The organism is Lentilactobacillus parabuchneri DSM 5707 = NBRC 107865 (assembly GCF_001435315.1).
In the GTDB taxonomy this organism is placed as follows: Bacteria; Bacillota; Bacilli; order Lactobacillales; family Lactobacillaceae; genus Lentilactobacillus; species Lentilactobacillus parabuchneri.
The window spans coordinates 1-18,991 of sequence record NZ_AZGK01000011.1 but is presented as its reverse complement, the minus strand read 5'-3'; the positions used below and the strand labels follow the sequence as shown (position 1 = coordinate 18,991).

Below are 18,991 nucleotides of genomic sequence, written 5' to 3'. Positions count from 1 at the left end.
TTCATCACAACTTTCTTAAGTCATCTTCAAGTCCAGTTTCAGAAGTTGTTTTTTCGTCAACATCCTTTACTTTACGGGCAGGCACTCCGGCAACCACCGTGTGTGGGGCAACATCCTTGGTGACAATCGATCCGGCGGCAACAACGGCGCCTTCACCGACGTGGACGCCTTCAATCACGACTGCGTTCGCTCCGACCAGCACGTTGTCGTCAATTTGAACCGGCTTGGCGGATGCGGGTTCAACCACCCCTGCTAAAACAGCACCGGCGCCAATGTGGGAATGCTTACCGACAATTGCACGGCCACCCAGCACAACCCCCATGTCAATCATGGTATCGTCGCCAATTTCTGCACCGATGTTGATAATCGCGCCCATCATGATGACGGCATTATTACCGATGGTCACGTGGTCTCTGATAATTGCGCCGGGCTCAATTCGAGCATTGATATCTTTAATATCCAATAGCGGAACAGCGGAATTTCTGGAATCAGCTTCAATTTCGTAATCATCAATATTGGCTTTGTTCTTCTTCAAGAAGTGTTTAACGTCTTCCCAATCCCCAAACAAAGTTGCGGTGTGCTTTTCAGCAAAGGCTTTAATTGATTTGGGGAACTTGATGTCCTTGATGGATCCCTTCAGGTAAACCTTAACCGGGGTCTTCTTCTTGGCATTTCCAATAAAATCGATGATTTCTCGTGCACTTAGTTGTTCCATTATGACTCTCCCTCTTATTCGAATTCTTCATCTAAAGAAACTAAATCTTCAAACGTCTCTCGTTTAATTGCAACTTGTGACTTGCCATTTTCGACAAACACAACGGCCGGCCGCGGATTGCGGTTATAATTAGACGCCATCGCGTATCCATACGCACCTGTGTCTAACATCGCCAACACATCTCCTGGTTGAGTTGCCGGTAAATCCTGCTTTTGAATCAGAATGTCGCCGGACTCGCAATACTTGCCGGCAATCCGAACGGTTTCTTTAATTGGTGCCTTGGGATTCTTTGCTAACACGGCTTCGTATTTGGCCTGGTATAAAGCGGGACGAATGTTATCGCCCATGCCGCCGTCAACAGTGACGTACGAACGGATTCCCGGAACATCTTTTCTACTGCCAACCGTGTACAAGTTGTATCCGGCAGGCCCTGCGATCGAACGCCCCGGTTCAATCCAAATGGCAGGCATTGGCAACTTAGTTTCGGCAGTCCGCTTCTTGATGGCTTTCACAATCGCGTCAACAAACATTTCCGGTGCGATCGGATCGTCTTCTTCGGTGTACTTAATTCCAAATCCACCACCAACGTTGACGACTTTGGCAACGTAGCCTACTTCTTTATTCCACTGTGCCAACGTATCAATTAGTTTGACAGCTGCCATTTCAAATCCGTTGACCTCAAAGATTTGTGATCCAATGTGGCAGTGAATCCCCAACATGTTCATCCGGTCATCTTCAAGAACCAACCCCAGCGCCTTTTTGGCCTGACCGCTTTGAATGTCAAAGCCAAACTTGCTATCAACTTGTCCGGTCTGGTCATATTCATGGGTGTGGGCTGAAATTCCCGGCGTTACCCGCAGCATCACGTTAATGTGGGATTGCTTCTCTTCTAAAACGTCTTTTAATAAGTCAATTTCATGGAAGTTATCCAGGATAATCACGCCAATTTGGTGTTCAACCGCCATTTCAAGTTCGGCTCTTGATTTGTCGTTTCCGTGGAAGCTGACCCGTTCCATCGGAAAGCCGGCTTTAATTGCCGTGTACAATTCACCGCCGGACACGACATCAATATGACCTTTTTCCTGGTTAATCAGTTGAAACATTGCAATGCAGGCAAATGCTTTACTGGCATAGCTGACGGCAAAATCGACACCGTTATCTTGGAAGACCTTTTGGAAATGGTGAATTTGGTCGCGAATGGCTTTGACATCGTAAACCACTAATGGTGTTTGGTATTTTTTGACCAACTCCAGTGAATCTACCCCGCCGATTTGTAGATGTCCTTCTTGATTCGTAGATAACTGGTCGATTTGATTACTCATGTTTTTTCCTCCAAATATTTACTGTCCGCTGCTCAATCAGATGCGGTCTAGCCATGACGGTATAAAAAAATCCCCTTATCCGGCGAACGCCGAACAAAGAGATTCAGAATTAATATCCATATCATTCCGTATCATTTGTCGTTAGCGCCCCGCAGCCGACTTGTCCGCCGCGACAGTCCAAAGCCTATTAAGCCAAGTCCCAGCGCGCCAAGTGCTACCTCACATGGTGCTTCGGCAACCGCCCCTTTCATTAGCTTCAAAGTTCAGGTAGGAACTCCACTAATTACTGATGTTGGTTGCAACCTCTAATGATTTAATTGACATAATTCTATAATGTTTCTCATAAAGTGTCAACCGCTTTTACCAATCGAATGCAAATTTATGCAAATTCCATCATTCAAACTAATGACTCTTGCAAATTCACTGAAAACTGCTAAAATTCGATTTAACAATCTCTAACCGAATTGTTAATTAATGGGAATATCCAGGGAGTGAATGAAAGTTATGAAAGTCGTTAAGTTTGGGGGCAGTTCATTAGCCGATGCCGCCCACGTTCAAAAAGTAATCAACATCGTTCAAAGTGATCCGGATCGAAAAGTTGTCGTCACATCCGCGCCTGGCAAGCGATTTTCTGGGGACGTCAAGGTAACTGACTTGCTGATCCAATATGCCAACGCCATTATTGCCGGGACTGATGCGACACAGATTTGTGAGACGATCTTTGCCCGCTACCAAGAAATCGGCAATGGCTTTGGGGTTCCAGCGACTATCTTGGATGACATCAAACAGAAGTTAATCGCCCTGCCAACAAAATCCTATCCCAACGACGACTACCTGATGGCCGCTTTCAAAGCCCACGGTGAACGGCTGAATGCCGAGCTTTTCGCCGCCTGCCTCAATGAATCTGGCGAAAATGCCCGTTTTGTGGATCCCAGTGAAGCTGGTATTTTACTAAGCGATGATCCAAACGGCGCGACCGTCCTCGAAAAGACATATGATAACCTCGCACATTTAACATACGGCGATGAAAAGCTCGTCTTCCCAGGATTCTTTGGCTTTTCTGAGGACGGCAACATCGTAACGTTTGCCCGTGGCGGCTCCGACATTACCGGCTCCATTCTCGCTGCCGGCCTTCACGCGTCGCTTTACGAAAACTTCACCGACGTGGACGCTATTTTTGCCGCCAATCCCAAGGTCGTTAACGACCCCCTTCCCATTCACAAAATGACTTTTAGAGAAATGCGTGAGCTTTCTTACGCCGGCTTCTCTGTTTTCAATGACGAAGCCATCATCCCCGCAATTCAAGGACAAGTCCCAATTAACGTTAAGAACACCAACAATCCCGACCTGCCCGGAACATTGATTGTTCCCGAAGAAGATTTCACTTCCAAACGACCGGTCACAGGCATTGCCGGCTCAAATCGGTTTGCAGCACTTTATCTTCACAGATACCTGCTGAACAAAGAAGTCGGCTTCACACTGAAGATTTTACAAATTCTGTATAAGTACGGCGTTTCCTACGAACATATGCCATCAGGAATTGATGACTTGACGATCATATTTGACCGCACTCAGCTCGACCGTGATACAATTAAAAAAATGTGTCGTGACATTCAATCTGAGCTACACCCGGACACATTGGATTGGATTGACGACTACGCCATTATTATGGTGGTCGGTGAAGGAATGCGGGCCCGGGTTGGAACGATTGAAAATATCATCCGACCACTGGCTGAACACAACATTCCCGTTCACATGATCAATCAAGGTGCATCCCGTATTTCAATTATGCTGGGTACCCGCCAATCAGATGCCGATGCGGCAGTCAAATACATTTACGAACATTTTTTTAGAGAGAACCCTTCCGTTAACCGAATTGAATATCAGGCGGAAGTGTAAAAGGAGGCAGCTTCATGGTGGAATTATTAAAGGTTCATGGATCACAGAACAAGTTCTTCATCCTGGATCAAACTGCATTGCAAAACAAGCTCCCACAGCCCGAATTGGTTGCGTTGGCTAAACACATTACCGAACCGGAACAAGGCCTCTTGGATGGTGCCGATGGCCTACTTGTGATTGACGAATCGGACCATGACGGTGTATTAGGCAGCATGCAAGTTATCAACACCGATGGCAGTATTGCATCGATGTGTGGTAATGGATTACGAACTGTATCCCGCTACCTCTCAGATAAGTTCAATCAAGATGCATTCAAAGTCGAAACAATGGATAGTGATTTGGCTGTTCATCGAGAAGCGGATTTGGCCAATGACGTACCGACGTTTAGCGTCGAAATTTCGCCGGTGACATTTGCCAAGGAAACATTACCATTCGATCATTTAGGAACTGACAACTTAATCAATAAGGCGGTACCAGAATTTGCACCCGGTCTGAAGTTCACGGCCATCGCGGTTCCCAACCCGCATTTAATTAGTTTTGTGGACGAAGAAACCATGCACTCCAAGCTTCTGGGTCAACTGGGTAAAATGCTCAACGAACCAAACGAATACTTCCCAGACGGCGTCAACGTCAGCTTCGCCCAAATTCTTGATCGAAACACGTTGTTCGTCAGAACCTATGAACGCGGCGTCGGCTTTACAAACGCTTGTGGAACCGGGATGTCGGCAACCAGCTTGGCATTTTGCTTAAATCACCCGGAAATGGCTGACTTTAATCAGACCATCTCTGTTTATAATCCGGGCGGAATGGTTAAGACACGCGTCCATGATAATGACAGCAACTTCACCATTGACCTGATTGGTAACGCCACGTTTACCCACAAGGTTGAAATTCCAGAAGAAGATCTTCACGCAAACGTTTTAGACCACGCACAAATTTCAGAAACTGGTGAACAGCCGGCCTACCTGCGATTTGTTGAGGGACTTAAGCGTCAACGAGTTTAATCACAACAACAAAGAAGGATTCAGCGAAAAAACGCTGAATCCTTTTTCGTACTGCTTTAGATGTCATTCGCTAAACCACCTAGGGTCGAATCCGTAGCGGGTGATTTCTAGTTTGCATCCCCATTAGAATCACGCTCCGAAACCCACACCTCATGAATCAACTGGTTGGCTAACACCCTGCAAATCATTTCAATCAGCTGATCCTGCATAAATGTGGTTGCGTCAAAGGATGCCCGTTGACCATTGATGGCCACAATCCGCATCCCGTCGGTTTTAATTTCCACTTGGTATTTCGCAAACGTGGCCACAATTGCCTGTAACTTCTGTTCGTTGAGCATTTCATTGGCCTCCCAGTCGTAATTTAAGCCGCCACTCGTCTTGTCTGACCTGGCTTTCTTTTAGTCTCAAATCCATGTACGGCGCGATTGATAACAGAAAATCCTTCACCTGTTCATAGTGGGCTTTGCTTGAAAAATAGTGATTGGCTTTTCGCTGGGATAACTTATCAATTTTTACCTGTAACTGTTTCAAGTAATCTTCCACCAACTGCAAGGTGTTTTCGCGAATACTGGCAATTTGGGCAATCTTTTCGTCATCCGGATCTTCAATCTCCAGCGCCTCTGAACAGTGATACCCCTGCAATTCATCAGCGTCGATATTTAACAGTTGTAAGTCATCGTTCTTGACTGCTTCTTGAAAGCCACCGAGATCCGTTTGCTTCAAATAGTCCGGTAGTTGGCCATCGACCATTCTCACCATCAAGAGCGCCTTTCTGGCGATCCCCTGGCCAAATTTGATATGAATCACAAAATTCTTTTTGCCAATGTAGTTCACATTATCTAAAATCAGTTGCGGATTGTGGGTCACCACTTCGCCCACCGCAAAATATGTATCGTGCTTTGTCTGATAGACCTGGCCAAATTTTGGCTGCATCAAATCACTTCCCAACGTTATTTCTCACATCAACTAGTTTACTTGATTGGCCACTTTTTTCAAAGTCGTGTTTTTCCAAACATACGTTCAAATATTTTGTATAATAGATTTTAGACAAATTGCATTTGAAGGGAGGGCTTTTGATGGCCGTGCATCAAGTTGGTATCAGAGAGTTAGTTGAATTTCTACTTCGGACCGGTGACTTGAGTCCCGTCATCAGCAGTGAAAATACGGCTCAGGAAGGCAGCCGCATTCACCGCAAGATTCAACACAGCCGCCCGTCCTCATACCAATCCGAGGTTGCCCTGAAAACGTCGATTCAATACCTGGACGACGAATACGTCATTAGTGGCCGCGCTGACGGCATTGATGAGCGGGACGGCAAGCCTTTGATCGAAGAAATCAAGACCTCTGACCTGGAATTTCAGTCAGTTCCCGACTCAACGCTTCAGCTGTATTGGGCCCAAGTCAAGGTGTACGCCTACATCGTCATGCACCAGGCAGACATTAAGTCAGTCGACCTTCAGCTCACCTATGTCCAGACCCCCGACGAAAAAATCACGACCAAGACCCTGACAATCAGTAAGACCGAATCGGAACTCTTTTTTACGGCTCTCGTAACCGAATTTGAGCAGTGGATTCAGTTGCGGCATGAACTTGACGAGCGGCGAATCACCTCCGCCAAGCAACTCAAGTTTCCCTTCGCGGATTACCGTCCCGGCCAACACAAGCTGGCTACGAACGTTTATAAGACAATTTTGCTGGAAAAGCATTTATTTGTGGAGGCCCCAACCGGAACCGGCAAGACCATTTCAACCCTCTTTCCGGCCATTAAATCCATGGGCGAAGAATTGATCAGCCGCGTTTTTTATTTCACGGCCAAACAAAGTACCAGACACGTCGCGGAAAACACGATTTCGTTGATGGCAGAAAAGGGGCTCACCCTCAAAAGCATCACTTTAACCGCCAAGGATAAGATTACCTTCCCGGAGGAAAAAGACGTTCCGCCGGAAAAAAATCCATACATGGTGGGCTACTACGATCGTGTCAGACCAGCTATCAAGGATCTCATTCAACACGTTGATCAAATCACTAAAGATACCATTCAAGCATACGCGCAAAAGCACAAGGTGGACCCTTTCGAATTTTCACTCGACGTCAGCTTATTTTGTGACATCATCATCTGCGACTATAACTACCTCTTCGATCCCCAGGTGCATTTGCAGCGATTCTTTTCAGTCCCGGATAAATCAAACTGTTTTCTGGTCGACGAAGTTCACAACCTCGTCCAACGGTCCCGGGAAATGTATTCAGCCACCTTGGAATCATCCCCAATTGACCCTTTAATCCGCCAGCTTTCAAGGAAAAAAGCCAGCAATGAAAAGGTGATTAAACGCCTCCAGTCGCTCAAGCGATCATTTAAACGTTATAGCAAACCCGCATCAGAAACCGTCGATAAGCAGGTTGCCCAACTGGCACCGTTGGATAATTTCAATAATACGTTAGAAACCTTAATTGAAACGATCCACCAATGGTTGGCAACTCAGACCCCCAGCGACACGGTCGATGCCGTTGTGGACTACTATTTGGAATGTCGGCGCTACTTTTTGATCAGTACGTTTTACGATGAAACGTATCGAACGAGGATGATTATCGGCGATCACACCATCATTTTTAGGCAGTTTTGTATGGATCCCAGCAAGCAAATTAAGGCCAGCTTGAATCTGGGACGTGCCGCAATTTTGTTTTCGGCTACACTCAGTCCCATTTCCTATTACCAGCAAGTTTTGGGAAACGAAGAAGACAGTTTGTGCATGATCTCTCATTCATCGTTTCCCCAGGAAAACTGTCAGGTAGTTATCGCTAATAACATTAATACCCTGTATGCCAACCGGGAGAACAGTCTAAAACCAATTTGTGACACAATTAAGACGTTGATTTCCCAGAAAACCGGGCATTACATGATGTTCTTCCCGTCGATGGCCTATCTAAACGCGACCTTAAGCAAATTTGTCGAACTTTACCCAGACGTAACGGTCATTAATCAAAAGCCCGACATGGACAACGCGTCACGAACCGAATTCTTAGACAACTTCCGTTCTGATGATCACAAGACCAAAGTTGGCTTCGCCCTTTTAGGTGGCATCTTTTCTGAAGGCATCGATTTGAAAAATGACCAACTGATTGGCGTGGGCATCGTCAGTGTCGGGCTTCCCGGAATGAATAAAGAATCCGATTTAATCCGTGATTACTTTGATTCACTCAATGGCCAGGGCTTTTCGTTTGCCTACCAACTTCCCGGCTTCAACAATGTCAGCCAAGCTGCCGGGCGGGTGATTCGAACTGACGAGGATAAAGGTGTGATCGTCTTGATGGACCAGCGATTTAATCAGACGCGCTACCGGAGCATTTTCCCCAAGAACTGGTCCAACATCAAAGTCACTCAAAATTCGGATCAACTAAAAAATGTTCTGCATCATTTCTGGCAAAACGGCAATACGTAAGTGTTCTGGTTACAATTTTTACGATTGGGTGTATACTAATAACGCTGTTCGTTAATTGAATTAAAGCCAGGAGGGGTTAAATTGAAATTAGCAATGTATGATAACAAGCCAACATTTGTCGCGCTCCAAAACGGTCAATTCTGGGGTATTCCAATTACTGGTTATGACTCAATCGACGAGATCTTAAACGATTGGCAGAACTTTGTTTCTAAAGTCCTAATCAATTTCAACGACACCAAAATCATTGATAACGACGATGCCGAACAACTCGATGCCCAAAAATTTGAGCAGCCGGTTCAACACCCACGTCAATTACCAGCAATTGGGTTTAATTACCTTGATCACATGAAAGAAATGGACATTGTGAAGCCCAAGCGGCCAAACGTGTTCAATAAATTTGTCAGCTCCTTAGCCGGCCCCCACAATTCAATTCATCTCAGCGGCAACACCGTTGATTGGGAATCTGAACTCGTGATTGTCATCGGCCGTGGTGGTCGCAACATCAGCCGCGAAGATGCCGAAGACGCAATTGCCGGCTACACTGTCGGCCAAGACATTTCCGATCGAACCGTTCAATCAATCGATGGTCCAAGTACCCAGTTTGACCTCGGAAAATCCTTCAAGAATTACTCACCAATCGGCCCTTACATAACAACAATTGCCGACACTGATGATATTGTTTCAAAAAATGTCACTACTAAAGTCAACGGGGAAATTATGCAGCAAGCAACCGTTGATAAGATGATTTTTGATATCCAAACGCTGATTTCGTATATTTCCAGCGTCATTGAACTGTATCCAGGCGATTTAATCTTTACCGGAACCCCCAGTGGGACCGGTGTCGGACGTGATCCACAAGTCTTTTTGAAGTCTGGTGACGTCTTTACCAGCGAAATTGACGGCTTGGGGACAATCGAAACCAAAGTTAATTAACAAATCCCCACTTTAATCAAACAATGCATTAGCAAAAAATGTGATCCTGGGAATACACACAATACAAATAATGGACCCGCCCGAACCTCCCCTTCTTAGGTGATAATTCGTGACGGATCCATTATTTGTATTCGCTGATAATCATTCTTATTTCTTTAAAATAGTTTCAATCCACTGTATTCTGGTTAATAAGGTTTATTCCAGTTAACGATCATAACACATCATGTAAATCATTTTAGTGAAAGGAAATTTAATGACAGAAGCAGAAACACTTACCCAAAAACGAACCAGACGAATCATCAAACAAGCTATGATTAACCTTTTGCAGTCCAAGCGATTCGATGACATTACCGTCAAGGATATTTGTGATAGTGCGCTTATTCATCGCAGCACATTTTATCGTTACTATCAGGACAAGATTGATTTGGCAGACGATATTTTGCACGATTTAACAAGCGAACTGAGTGGCTCTCCTACTGATAAAACGGCTGTTTTAAAACAGATCACTCAATTTATGACTCAAAATGTTGGCCTAATCCGTCATTTGGTCCCTGAAAACGAAAGTAAATTTTATGATGAGTTTCGCCACATCCTTGAAGGGCTGTTTCAGGAGCGCGTTAACAACTCAGATTACCAAAATGACCCCATTGTCACTTTAATCAAAAATTCAACGTCTCCCACTCTTATGATGAGCTTTTTGGCAAATATCATCATGGGCTTCTTCGCCGAACAGTTGGAATATTCGCCGAGCCACTCTTTAGACGAAGTTGAAGAATTCCTGGTCGACATCATCAACAAATTAAATGGAATTTGATTAAATGCCCTTAAGTTGTTCTATGAATATTAAGGAACGGATACGGTGTGAACTTTTGCCTCAGCGACTTTATGATATTTAGCCATCATTCAGTAAAACAACGTCAAATCAACTAAACTTTGTCGGGTTTCTCATTATCTGATTTTCTTTTCCGTAACAGATAAATCACTGCGGGTAAGATAGTTAACGCACTAATCAACGAATAAGCGGTATCCAGAACAGTGATTAGCCCAAATGATTTAAGCACCGGAAAGTTGGAGAACATAATCGCTGAAAACCCGCCAATCACGGTTAATCCGGAAACTGTGATGGCTTGCCCAACGGATGCGACTGATGAAACAATCGCATCTCTCACGGAAATGCCACGTTTCATTTCTTCTCGATAGCGCTCCAGAATTAAAATGGTGAATTCGGTGCCAATTCCCAGAACTAAGGAACTTAAAGCAATTGTAACCGGATTATATGGTGTCCCCATAAGCTTTAATGTTAGCGGTGAGAATCCCAACACCAGCAAAATTGGGACCACCGGATAAATTGCCAGTCGCCAATCTCGATAAATCAGGAATAGGACGATGAAAATAATCGAAAGACCTGCAATAATGATCAGATCATGATTTGCTGAGACGTTATCAATTCCCAGCAGCATCATGACTTGAGCCCCTGCTGGCGAAATCTTCAGCCCGTGATCTGTTCCTTGGATATCATGATCAATCCGATTCATCAGTTGAAGCTGCTCTTTAGATGACATGTCCTTTTTGATCTTGAATTGAATCGTGGCGGAGTGATGATCCTTACTGATTAATGACTGCTTGATAGATGTCGGCATATTGTCAATGCCGGAATTAATTTTGTCTTGATTATCCGACAATTTACCTGATGACTGCTGATATGCGACTGGTAAGCTGGTAACCGCGGTTACGTCAGAATATTTGTCTTCAACCCGTTTGCCAATGTCATTAATTTTTTCCAGTTGTCCACTATCCCGCAAATCATTATCGCCGCCTCTAACCAGATAGGTCAGATACGTCGTTGAGCCAATTTGTTTCTGAAGATACTTGGTGTTCTTCAACGAAGTCATCTGTTGTGGGATCATTTTAGTAATATCGGTTTCAATATTAATTGATTTTTCTACTGAAAAGCCGATTCCTGCCAAAACAATACCAATGGCCAATAGAACACCGGAATGTCTGGTAACCCATTCTGCATAATGACTTAAGAATAGCGAAAGTCTGGAAGGTTGAGCAATCTTTTTGGGGCTGAACTGGTCTGCTTGGTAATTTTTATCTAAGAAAGACAATGTGCTAAACATCAGTCCAAACTCGACAACATAACTACATGCAACTCCGATTGCCAAAGTTAAGCCAAACTGTTGCATCATTGGTGCCTTGGACAAATACATGGACAAGAAACTGAAGATCATGACAATTAGGGCAACTCCAACCGCTGGCCCCATATTTGCAATCGCTTCTGAAATCGATTTTTGGGGATTATGCGTCTTCTTAATTTCTTCTTCGTAACGGTTTTGAAATTGAACGCCAAAATCAGTTCCCAAGCCAATAATAATTGGCAAAGTTGCCATGGTTGCCAAAGTGATGGGGATATTTAGCCACCCCATTAGCCCGAATGTCCATACTAGACAGGCTAAAACAAAGACCAGTGGCAGCAGTCGTCTTCGAACCGGGAAGATGACTCCTAGGATAATTACCATCAAAACGATGGCCAGTACCAGCATAATTGCCATACTCTTGATAACTTCTCCACGAGCCTGCCCGATGATTGCAGGCATCCCACCAAGGCGGGTCTTAATATTGGAGCCGAAATGAGTGTCTCGGATGACCTTATTTGCATCATTGTGAATTTGAACTGCGGAGTTCATATCTGAAGACTTTTTGTTGGTGTTGATCACAATGACCATCCGCGTTGCATCCTTAGGCAACAATTCCTTGAATGTACTTGGTATGTGGCCATTGTCACTTAAGAAAATATCTCTTAACAAATTCGTTGACATGTCTTCAACCTTAGGAAGCATTGGGACAATCGTCTTCGCCAAGCCGGCTTGCTGTTTTCGATTCAACAGTGTCATGGTATATGACTGAAGTTTAGCTTTTTGCTCGGTAGTTAAAGCTTTTTGTAACATTGCCTGTTGCTGTTTTGCCGGCACTGACTGTTGAGCTTGTGCTGCAGCCATTTTCTGTTTTTGAGCAGGCGTTAATTCGCTCATTACATATTGCTGGATCTGCTGCTGTTGAGCAGGAGTCAGTGACTGTTGAAGGTCACGTTGGAGCTGGGCAGTTTGCTTGGGGGTCAGCTCTGCCATTAAATCCTTTTGCAGTTTTGGATCCTTGAAGTTTAACTGCACAGATCCGCCGCTGCCCGCCTTGTCCAACATGTCGTTGAGGGTGCTCACAACGTCCGTTGTATTGCGAACGTTATCTACCTGATTGATCTTATGATCAAATTTGGCTACTTTTTGCATCGTTTCATGTGACAACAAAGTATCTTGTCGTCCGTTCATTAACAAATAGAGCGATTCACCGCCAAACTTTTTCTGATAAGTTTGCGAATACTTATATGCTTTTGAACTTGAACTGACAAAAACATCGTTTCCCATCTTCATTTGGAGCTTAGGCAATCCAAACCCAAACCCAATCGTTAGGATGACAATGACGGTAATCCAGATTTTGCTGTGACGCTGTATATTGTTACTGAGTCCGTCGAACAATCGTTTCAATGTCTACATCTCCTTTTTTTGTGTCTGATTTTCATTTTAAGAGATGAAGTCCAAAAACAAAGAAGTAAACCAAGGCCTTTGTTGCGAAATGAAACAAGACTCAAATAATGTTCGATTATGGAAGCGAATACACATGAAAGAGTGGCAAAAAAGCGCATTGTTTCAAGAATTCAGCTAAGTAATCGGCAAACAAAAAAACTGAGGCAATTTTTTATATTTGCCCCAGTCTCTTCACATGATGTCTGTTAATATTTAGTGTTTCCGAAGAATGCTGACGCCTTCCGGAACCATAAAGTCCTTTTGAATCATCGTTAATTTTCCAGATTCACTGTTACGAGTGTATAATACAGCGTTGTCCGAATTTTGATTCAAGGCGATGACAAAGGATTCATCGTCACTCATATTGAAATCACGAGGGAAGTCGCCTTCCGTTGAAATTCGCTGGATCAATGACAAATTACCTTTTTCATCTGAACTGAAGACAGCAATTGTGTTATTGCCCCGGTTGGAAACATACACGAAGCGGCCGTCTTTTGATACACGGATTGCAGCAGCACCGTTATGTTCAGTCCAATCATCAGGAATCGTTGAGTGGATGTCTCTCAAGGACAAAACGCCCTTGTCGGCATCGTAATCCAGTACGGCAACGTTGCTGCTCAACTCACCAACCAGATAGGCAACTTTCTTCTTGGCATCGAAGTAAATATGACGGGGACCATAACCGTCCTGCATTTGTAATTCGCTGACGGGTACTAATTTACCGCTGTCTTCCAAATCATAAATAAACACTTTGTCGACACCCAGGTCAACGGCCACAATTCGGCCCTCAGGAGTTAAATTGATATAATGAGGATGTGGTCCGTCTTGTTGCTCCTTGCGGAATCCAAGGGTGCCCTTGTCCATAATCCGATCGGCCTTTGAAATGGCACCATCATCGCCAATTTTATAGGAATTAATCGTTCCGGCATGATAATTAGCGGTGAAAACAAGTTGTTTGTCTTCATCAACCGAGATATAAGCGGGTGATGTTTCCTGGTCGTGAATTGAGGCAATTGGCTTTAATGGGAAGTCATCTTTAGTCCCATCCCATTCGACAAAGCCACCAGTTACATTATCCTGGTCATCTTTGACCTTGGTAATCGCGTAAATCCGTTTCTTAGATGATTCAGCCACGTAGGTTGGGTCAATGGCGCTGCCGACAAATTGTAAGTTTTGTAATTTTTTACTTTCAGTGTCTAATTCTAACTGGTAAACACCCTTACTGATTCTTCGAGTGTAGGTTCCAAGCAAATATTTTTCTATCAAGATTGTCCCTCCAACAAAAGTTTATATACTCATTATGCCACATCTAAATCCAAACCAACAAATGTTTGAAAGCTTTTTCACGAAAGGAATTGAATTTATGAAGTCATTTGAAAAATTCCACCCTGTTTTAACCAGCCATCTCACCTTGGATTGGTTGACGCAAACGCCCGTCAAATTAGTGGATGACCTTTATTCAAAGAAAACCATTACAACCATTAAGGCTGAAAAAATGCCAAATGAAATTTTAGATACCGTCAAAAATATTAATCACATCATGCAGCGGGTCATGAACGGCCAGGAATTGACTTGGGGGATGACGGATTCCAACTCTAATCAATTTGTCGGCATCATCAGCTTGGTGGGATTTGAACCCCCAGTTGACACTGGCTCTATTGAATTCATCGTTGATCAAGCTCATGAACGTTACATACCTGAAGTTGTGGAACGAACGATTCAATTTTCAAAGGATCATTTTACTTTCCAGCAACTATCCGTGACCGTCAGTCAACCAACATCTCAGCTAACCGAGCAGTTGCAATCGATTGGGTTCAAGAAAACGACCGAATCTGCTTTGATCATTCAACTTAACTAAACATTGGACTGAATCTAAATAAGTGTAAATATTGAGTCGACATGGTTGAATATTTTTCAATAGCATATTAGAATTGTTCTAAAGTACAGGATGAATTATAATAAACTTGAAAAGATAAATGAGCCAACCGCTCCTCATGGAGGTGCTTCAAAATGACTAACGCAACCCTTAAACATTCACTCGGCCAACTTAAAAAACAAGGCATCCGAATCACACCTCAACGCGAGATTATTCTGGATTATTTAATTACCCACCATAATCATCCTGACGTTGAAACCATTCGCGATGGGATTGAGGCTAAACTGCCCAATTTAAGTGTGGCAACAATTTACAATACCCTTAAGATGCTGGTCGACAATGGCTTGGTCATTGAGCTGCCAAATAATGATGGCGGTATCCGCTATGATTACTTTGGTGTCCCCCACTACCATGCCATCTGTGAAAACTGTGGTAAAATTATCGACATTTTTGATGATGATTATCCAGAGTTGGTCAAGCATGTCCAACAAACAACCCGTGATAAAACCGACTTTTTAGTCACTGGAACTCAAATGGAAGTCACCGGGATTTGCCCAGAGTGCCAGAGAAAGCTACACATCGCTAAGCTCTCCAATAAGTAATTATTACAGGGGCAAACGGTTGATATATCAGTCGTTTGTGCCTGAATTTAAGGATTTTGTCAAGAACTCTTAATATGATTGACAATTTGTCCACCAAAGCCCACAGGGTCGCGTTATATCGCGGTCTGTGGGCTTTTTTACTAGTTGAATTCTCACATACAAATCGTTTATATTAATGTTTGTAGTGAAATCCGGCTATGTAAAAATATAATAAACATTAAAGAAACTTAAAACCGAAACAATTAAAAAGATCTGAAGGGAATAATTAAATTGAAGAAAAGAGCGATTTTAACGGCCCTTTGCTCACTATCATTTGCGGCAATCGGGTTGTTTGGACTCAGTCACACTGCGGGGGCAAGCAGTGTCAATAATTACATTGCAAATAACAACATCAATCACGCCGAAGTAACCTCTTCGGTTTGGAGCGGCTTTCCAAAAAATTCTTACCGTAAAGGCACTGGCAAGCCCGAGGGTGTCGTGGTTCACGAAACCGCAAACCCAAATTCCACAATCTATAACGAAATTGCCTACATGAAAAAGAACTATAACAATGCGTTTGTTCATACGTTTGTCGATGCCAGTCGGATCATTAATATTGCCAACACGGATTATTTAGCTTGGGGAGCTGGTTACCCAGCCAACGCGCGCTTTGTTCAATTCGAGCAAGTTGAGGTCCACAGTAAGTCGGCATTTGCACACGAAATAGCCAACGCCGCCTATTACACTGCGTATATCCTCGATAAATATGGGTTAACGCCAAATGATGCGGCGTACGATGGTAAAGGAACCGTTTGGTCACACGGGGGTGTTTCCAAATATCTGGGCGGTACTAATCACACCGATCCAGCTGGTTACTATGCTTCAGCCGGGAAAAAATACTTTGGCGCAAGCTATACGTTTGCCCAATTTTATCAATTAGTGAAGACGACTTACAACAACCTTCAAGCAGAAGGCGGGTCGGCACACGGTTCACTGACGGCATCAACAGCGAAAAAAGCATATGACAAGGTCACATATGTGAAAGCAAATTCACAGGCGTCATTAGGAGACAACTACAAGTCGTACCGGTTATACAATCATGTTAAGAATTCCCGTGCCGGAGTGAAATCCTACTCATGGGATTCGGTTGGCGCATCCGTCGGCAAAGAGGTTTATATCGATGATATCGGGACCAAGTCAAACGGCCACGATTGGTACCGAATTACCTTCTCAACGGATAGCGGCGCCAAGAAATACTGGGTTTACGAAAAAGCCTTGAATCTTATTAGTTGACAAACATCTATCGACTAATATATGATAACGATAATTTAGAAGACCAAGTAGTGTGATCACAGAGAAAGCGCCGCTCGCTGAAAGACGTTTAAGGACACGAATCCTATCTTCAATACGATTGTCTTAATCAGACACGGAACTTTCCGTTATAAAGAAAAAGTGTGAAGCCTGGCTTTGAATGAGAATGGTACCGCCCGTCATGGGTGTCTCAATTCAAAGTAGGCTTTTTTTATACAAAAATAGGGGTGGAGAATATGGATAAGCGGGTCATTAATGCAAAACGAATCGTGGTTAAGGTGGGTACCAGCAGCTTGATCTACCCAAACGGATCGATTAACCTCAAAACTTTTGACGAGTTGGCATATACGCTCAGTGCCTTAAATAATCAGGGGAAAGAATTAATTCTGGTATCTTCCGGTGCAATCGGCGTCGGGTTAAATAAAATGCACCTTAAGCAGCGACCAACTGAAATTGGGGCCCAACAAGCGCTCGCCGCCATTGGACAATCTGAGTTGATGACATTGTTTACCCAACGCTTTGACCACTACCTGACCGATATTGCCCAAGTATTGCTGACCCACGATATTTTCGACTATCCCAAGAGTAAACAATTCGTTATGAATACCTTTGACTGTCTGTTGAGAGACAACGTGATTCCAATCGTCAACGAAAATGATACGGTTGCCACTGATGAATTGGATCATAAGACCACCTTTGGCGATAACGATCAGCTGTCAGCCATTGTGGCCAGTCACGTCAACGCTGATTTGCTGATTGTGCTATCAGATGTCGACGGCTTCTATGACCAAAATCCCAACAAATGTGCCGATGCCAACCTGATCGAGACGGTTAATTCAATCGACGAAAACGAATTTGGCGTTGCTGGCGGCACCGGAAGTCGATTCGGTACCGGCGGCATGCAAACCAAGTTACTGGCCGCCAAACGGATGTTGGATGAGGACCGGATGATGGTGTTGGCAAATGGTGCCGACCCAAGAATTATCTTTAAGATATTAGCTGGACAAACCGTGGGAACGATCTTTGAAAGAGAGGGTGTCACTCATGAATGATGAATTACTCAAAATAGGCCAAAACGCCAAAGCTGCCGCATACAAATTAAACTTACTGGATACGGTCACTAAGAACCAAGTCCTCAATGATTTTGCGGAGGCTTTAATCAAGAATACCGACCAAATTCTGGCTGAAAACCAAAAAGACATTGCCAACGCCACAGACATGCCGGCAAAATTCACTGACCGACTCAAGTTAACCGGGCAACGAATCAGCGACATGGCGACCGGATTGAAACAAGTGGCCGCCCTGCCCGACCCGATTGGAAATATCGATAAGGGCTGGCAAAATGACGCCGGCTTAAATATTGAGAAAAAGCGGGTTCCGCTGGGCGTGATTGCAATGATCTTTGAAGCCCGCCCAAACGTAACGGTGGATGCATCCGCTTTGACATTTAAAAGTGGTAACGCCGTTATTCTTCGGGGCGGCAAGGAAGCCCTGCATAGTAATTTAGCGTTGGCTCAAGTCCTGCGAGACGTTTTGAAACAACATGACTTGGACGAAAACAGCATTCAAATTCTCCACGACACCAGCCATGAAACGGCCAATGAGTTGATGCATTTAAACAAGTACGTGGATGTCCTCATTCCGCGTGGTGGTGCCGGGCTCATCAACGCCGTGATTAAAAACGCGACTGTTCCGGTCATCGAGACGGGTGCCGGTAACTGTCACATTTATGTCGACAAGGATGCCGAACTCCAGATGGCAATTGACATCATTGTTAATGCCAAGGTCCAACGACCATCTGTCTGTAACGCCGCCGAAAAGGTCTTAATTCACCAAGACGTCGCTGAGAAAATGCTGCCGTCAATTGCCAAAGCCCTTTTTGACCATGGTGTTGAACTTCGTGGTGACGCTGCCAGCCAACGAATCGTTTCAAGCATCAAGCCGGCAACTGAAGAAGATTGGTCAACCGAATACAATGACCTGATCATGGCCATCAAAGTCGTTGACGATGAACAACAAGCAATCGACCATATTAACCATTATTCGACCGGTCATTCAGAAGTCATCATCTCTGATAATTATCAAAGTGGCCAAGATTTCTTGAACAAGATCGATTCCGCCTGCGTCTATGTCAACGCATCAACGCGTTTCACAGACGGTTTCGAGTTTGGATTCGGTGCCGAAATTGGCATCAGCACTCAAAAGCTCCATGCCCGCGGACCAATGGGATTAAATGAACTGACTACCACGAAATATGTTATTCGAGGCGATGGTCAGGTTCGTCAGTAATATAACAAAACAAGGGAGTGTGCCAAAAGGCGGGTTTGCT

At 44.2% G+C, this 18,991-nt stretch carries 16 protein-coding genes and 1 riboswitch; of the genes, 10 read left to right on the top strand and 6 right to left on the bottom strand.

Annotation, left to right across the window (positions count from 1 at the left end; genetic code table 11):
- Positions 1 to 4: 4 nt before the first annotated feature.
- The gene (gene dapD / locus FC51_RS09275) at positions 5 to 715 is read right to left on the bottom strand and encodes a 2,3,4,5-tetrahydropyridine-2,6-dicarboxylate N-acetyltransferase (RefSeq protein ID WP_057910642.1); all 711 of its coding nucleotides are present in this window, start codon (positions 713 to 715) and stop codon (positions 5 to 7) included.
- A 14-nt stretch (positions 716 to 729) separates the two neighbouring features.
- Positions 730 to 2,037: a diaminopimelate decarboxylase gene (lysA, locus tag FC51_RS09270; protein WP_057910643.1), complete on the bottom strand. Its 1,308-nt coding sequence runs from the start codon at positions 2,035 to 2,037 to the stop codon at positions 730 to 732.
- A 134-nt stretch (positions 2,038 to 2,171) separates the two neighbouring features.
- Positions 2,172 to 2,353: riboswitch (Lysine riboswitch) on the bottom strand.
- A 188-nt stretch (positions 2,354 to 2,541) separates the two neighbouring features.
- Here lysA and FC51_RS09265 point away from each other — a divergent pair.
- Entirely contained in the window at positions 2,542 to 3,936 is a 1,395-nt protein-coding gene (locus FC51_RS09265; RefSeq protein ID WP_057910644.1) for an aspartate kinase, read from the top strand.
- Positions 3,937 to 3,950: 14 nt separating this feature from the next.
- The gene (gene dapF / locus FC51_RS09260) at positions 3,951 to 4,940 is read left to right on the top strand and encodes a diaminopimelate epimerase (protein WP_057910645.1); all 990 of its coding nucleotides are present in this window, start codon (positions 3,951 to 3,953) and stop codon (positions 4,938 to 4,940) included.
- Positions 4,941 to 5,047: 107 nt separating this feature from the next.
- Here the strand turns inward: dapF and FC51_RS09255 are convergent, their stop codons facing one another.
- Together FC51_RS09255 and FC51_RS09250 are read right to left on the bottom strand one after the other, a co-directional pair.
- Entirely contained in the window at positions 5,048 to 5,278 is a 231-nt protein-coding gene (locus FC51_RS09255; RefSeq protein ID WP_057910646.1) for a hypothetical protein, read from the bottom strand.
- 1 nt (position 5,279) lies between these two features.
- A complete protein-coding gene (locus FC51_RS09250) occupies positions 5,280 to 5,873 on the bottom strand; it encodes a hypothetical protein (protein WP_057910647.1) in 594 nt (197 codons plus the stop codon).
- Between the two features lie 143 nt (positions 5,874 to 6,016).
- On the opposite strand from FC51_RS09250, the gene FC51_RS09245 reads away from it, so the two are divergent.
- The 3 genes from FC51_RS09245 to FC51_RS09235 all read left to right on the top strand — a co-directional run bounded on the left by FC51_RS09245 (position 6,017) and on the right by FC51_RS09235 (position 10,124).
- Positions 6,017 to 8,377 (top strand): helicase C-terminal domain-containing protein, encoded by a 2,361-nt coding sequence (locus FC51_RS09245; RefSeq protein ID WP_057910648.1) that lies wholly within the window; start codon positions 6,017 to 6,019, stop codon positions 8,375 to 8,377.
- An 81-nt stretch (positions 8,378 to 8,458) separates the two neighbouring features.
- Entirely contained in the window at positions 8,459 to 9,310 is an 852-nt protein-coding gene (locus tag FC51_RS09240) for a fumarylacetoacetate hydrolase family protein (protein WP_057910649.1), read from the top strand.
- A gap of 253 nt (positions 9,311 to 9,563) precedes the next feature.
- Positions 9,564 to 10,124, top strand: a complete 561-nt coding sequence (locus FC51_RS09235; protein WP_057910650.1) for a TetR/AcrR family transcriptional regulator — start codon at positions 9,564 to 9,566, stop codon at positions 10,122 to 10,124.
- 112 nt (positions 10,125 to 10,236) lie between these two features.
- Here FC51_RS09235 and FC51_RS09230 read toward each other — a convergent pair whose 3' ends face one another.
- Complete coding sequence (locus FC51_RS09230; RefSeq protein WP_057910651.1) at positions 10,237 to 12,855, bottom strand: efflux RND transporter permease subunit; 2,619 nt, start codon at positions 12,853 to 12,855, stop codon at positions 10,237 to 10,239.
- Positions 12,856 to 13,107: 252 nt separating this feature from the next.
- Positions 13,108 to 14,160: a lactonase family protein gene (locus FC51_RS09225; RefSeq protein WP_057910652.1), complete on the bottom strand. Its 1,053-nt coding sequence runs from the start codon at positions 14,158 to 14,160 to the stop codon at positions 13,108 to 13,110.
- A 97-nt stretch (positions 14,161 to 14,257) separates the two neighbouring features.
- On the opposite strand from FC51_RS09225, the gene FC51_RS09220 reads away from it, so the two are divergent.
- From FC51_RS09220 to FC51_RS09200, 5 genes are all read left to right on the top strand, one after another.
- The gene (locus FC51_RS09220; protein ID WP_057910653.1) at positions 14,258 to 14,752 is read left to right on the top strand and encodes a GNAT family protein; all 495 of its coding nucleotides are present in this window, start codon (positions 14,258 to 14,260) and stop codon (positions 14,750 to 14,752) included.
- Positions 14,753 to 14,904: 152 nt separating this feature from the next.
- Positions 14,905 to 15,372, top strand: coding sequence for a Fur family transcriptional regulator (locus tag FC51_RS09215; RefSeq protein ID WP_057910654.1), 468 nt, complete (start codon positions 14,905 to 14,907; stop codon positions 15,370 to 15,372).
- A gap of 270 nt (positions 15,373 to 15,642) precedes the next feature.
- The gene (locus FC51_RS09210; RefSeq protein WP_057910655.1) at positions 15,643 to 16,644 is read left to right on the top strand and encodes a peptidoglycan recognition protein family protein; all 1,002 of its coding nucleotides are present in this window, start codon (positions 15,643 to 15,645) and stop codon (positions 16,642 to 16,644) included.
- A 254-nt stretch (positions 16,645 to 16,898) separates the two neighbouring features.
- Positions 16,899 to 17,714: a glutamate 5-kinase gene (proB, locus tag FC51_RS09205; RefSeq protein ID WP_057910656.1), complete on the top strand. Its 816-nt coding sequence runs from the start codon at positions 16,899 to 16,901 to the stop codon at positions 17,712 to 17,714.
- A complete protein-coding gene (locus tag FC51_RS09200) occupies positions 17,707 to 18,951 on the top strand; it encodes a glutamate-5-semialdehyde dehydrogenase (RefSeq protein ID WP_057910657.1) in 1,245 nt (414 codons plus the stop codon). Before proB ends, FC51_RS09200 begins: the two co-directional genes overlap by 8 nt.
- The last annotated feature ends 40 nt before the right edge of the window (positions 18,952 to 18,991 follow it).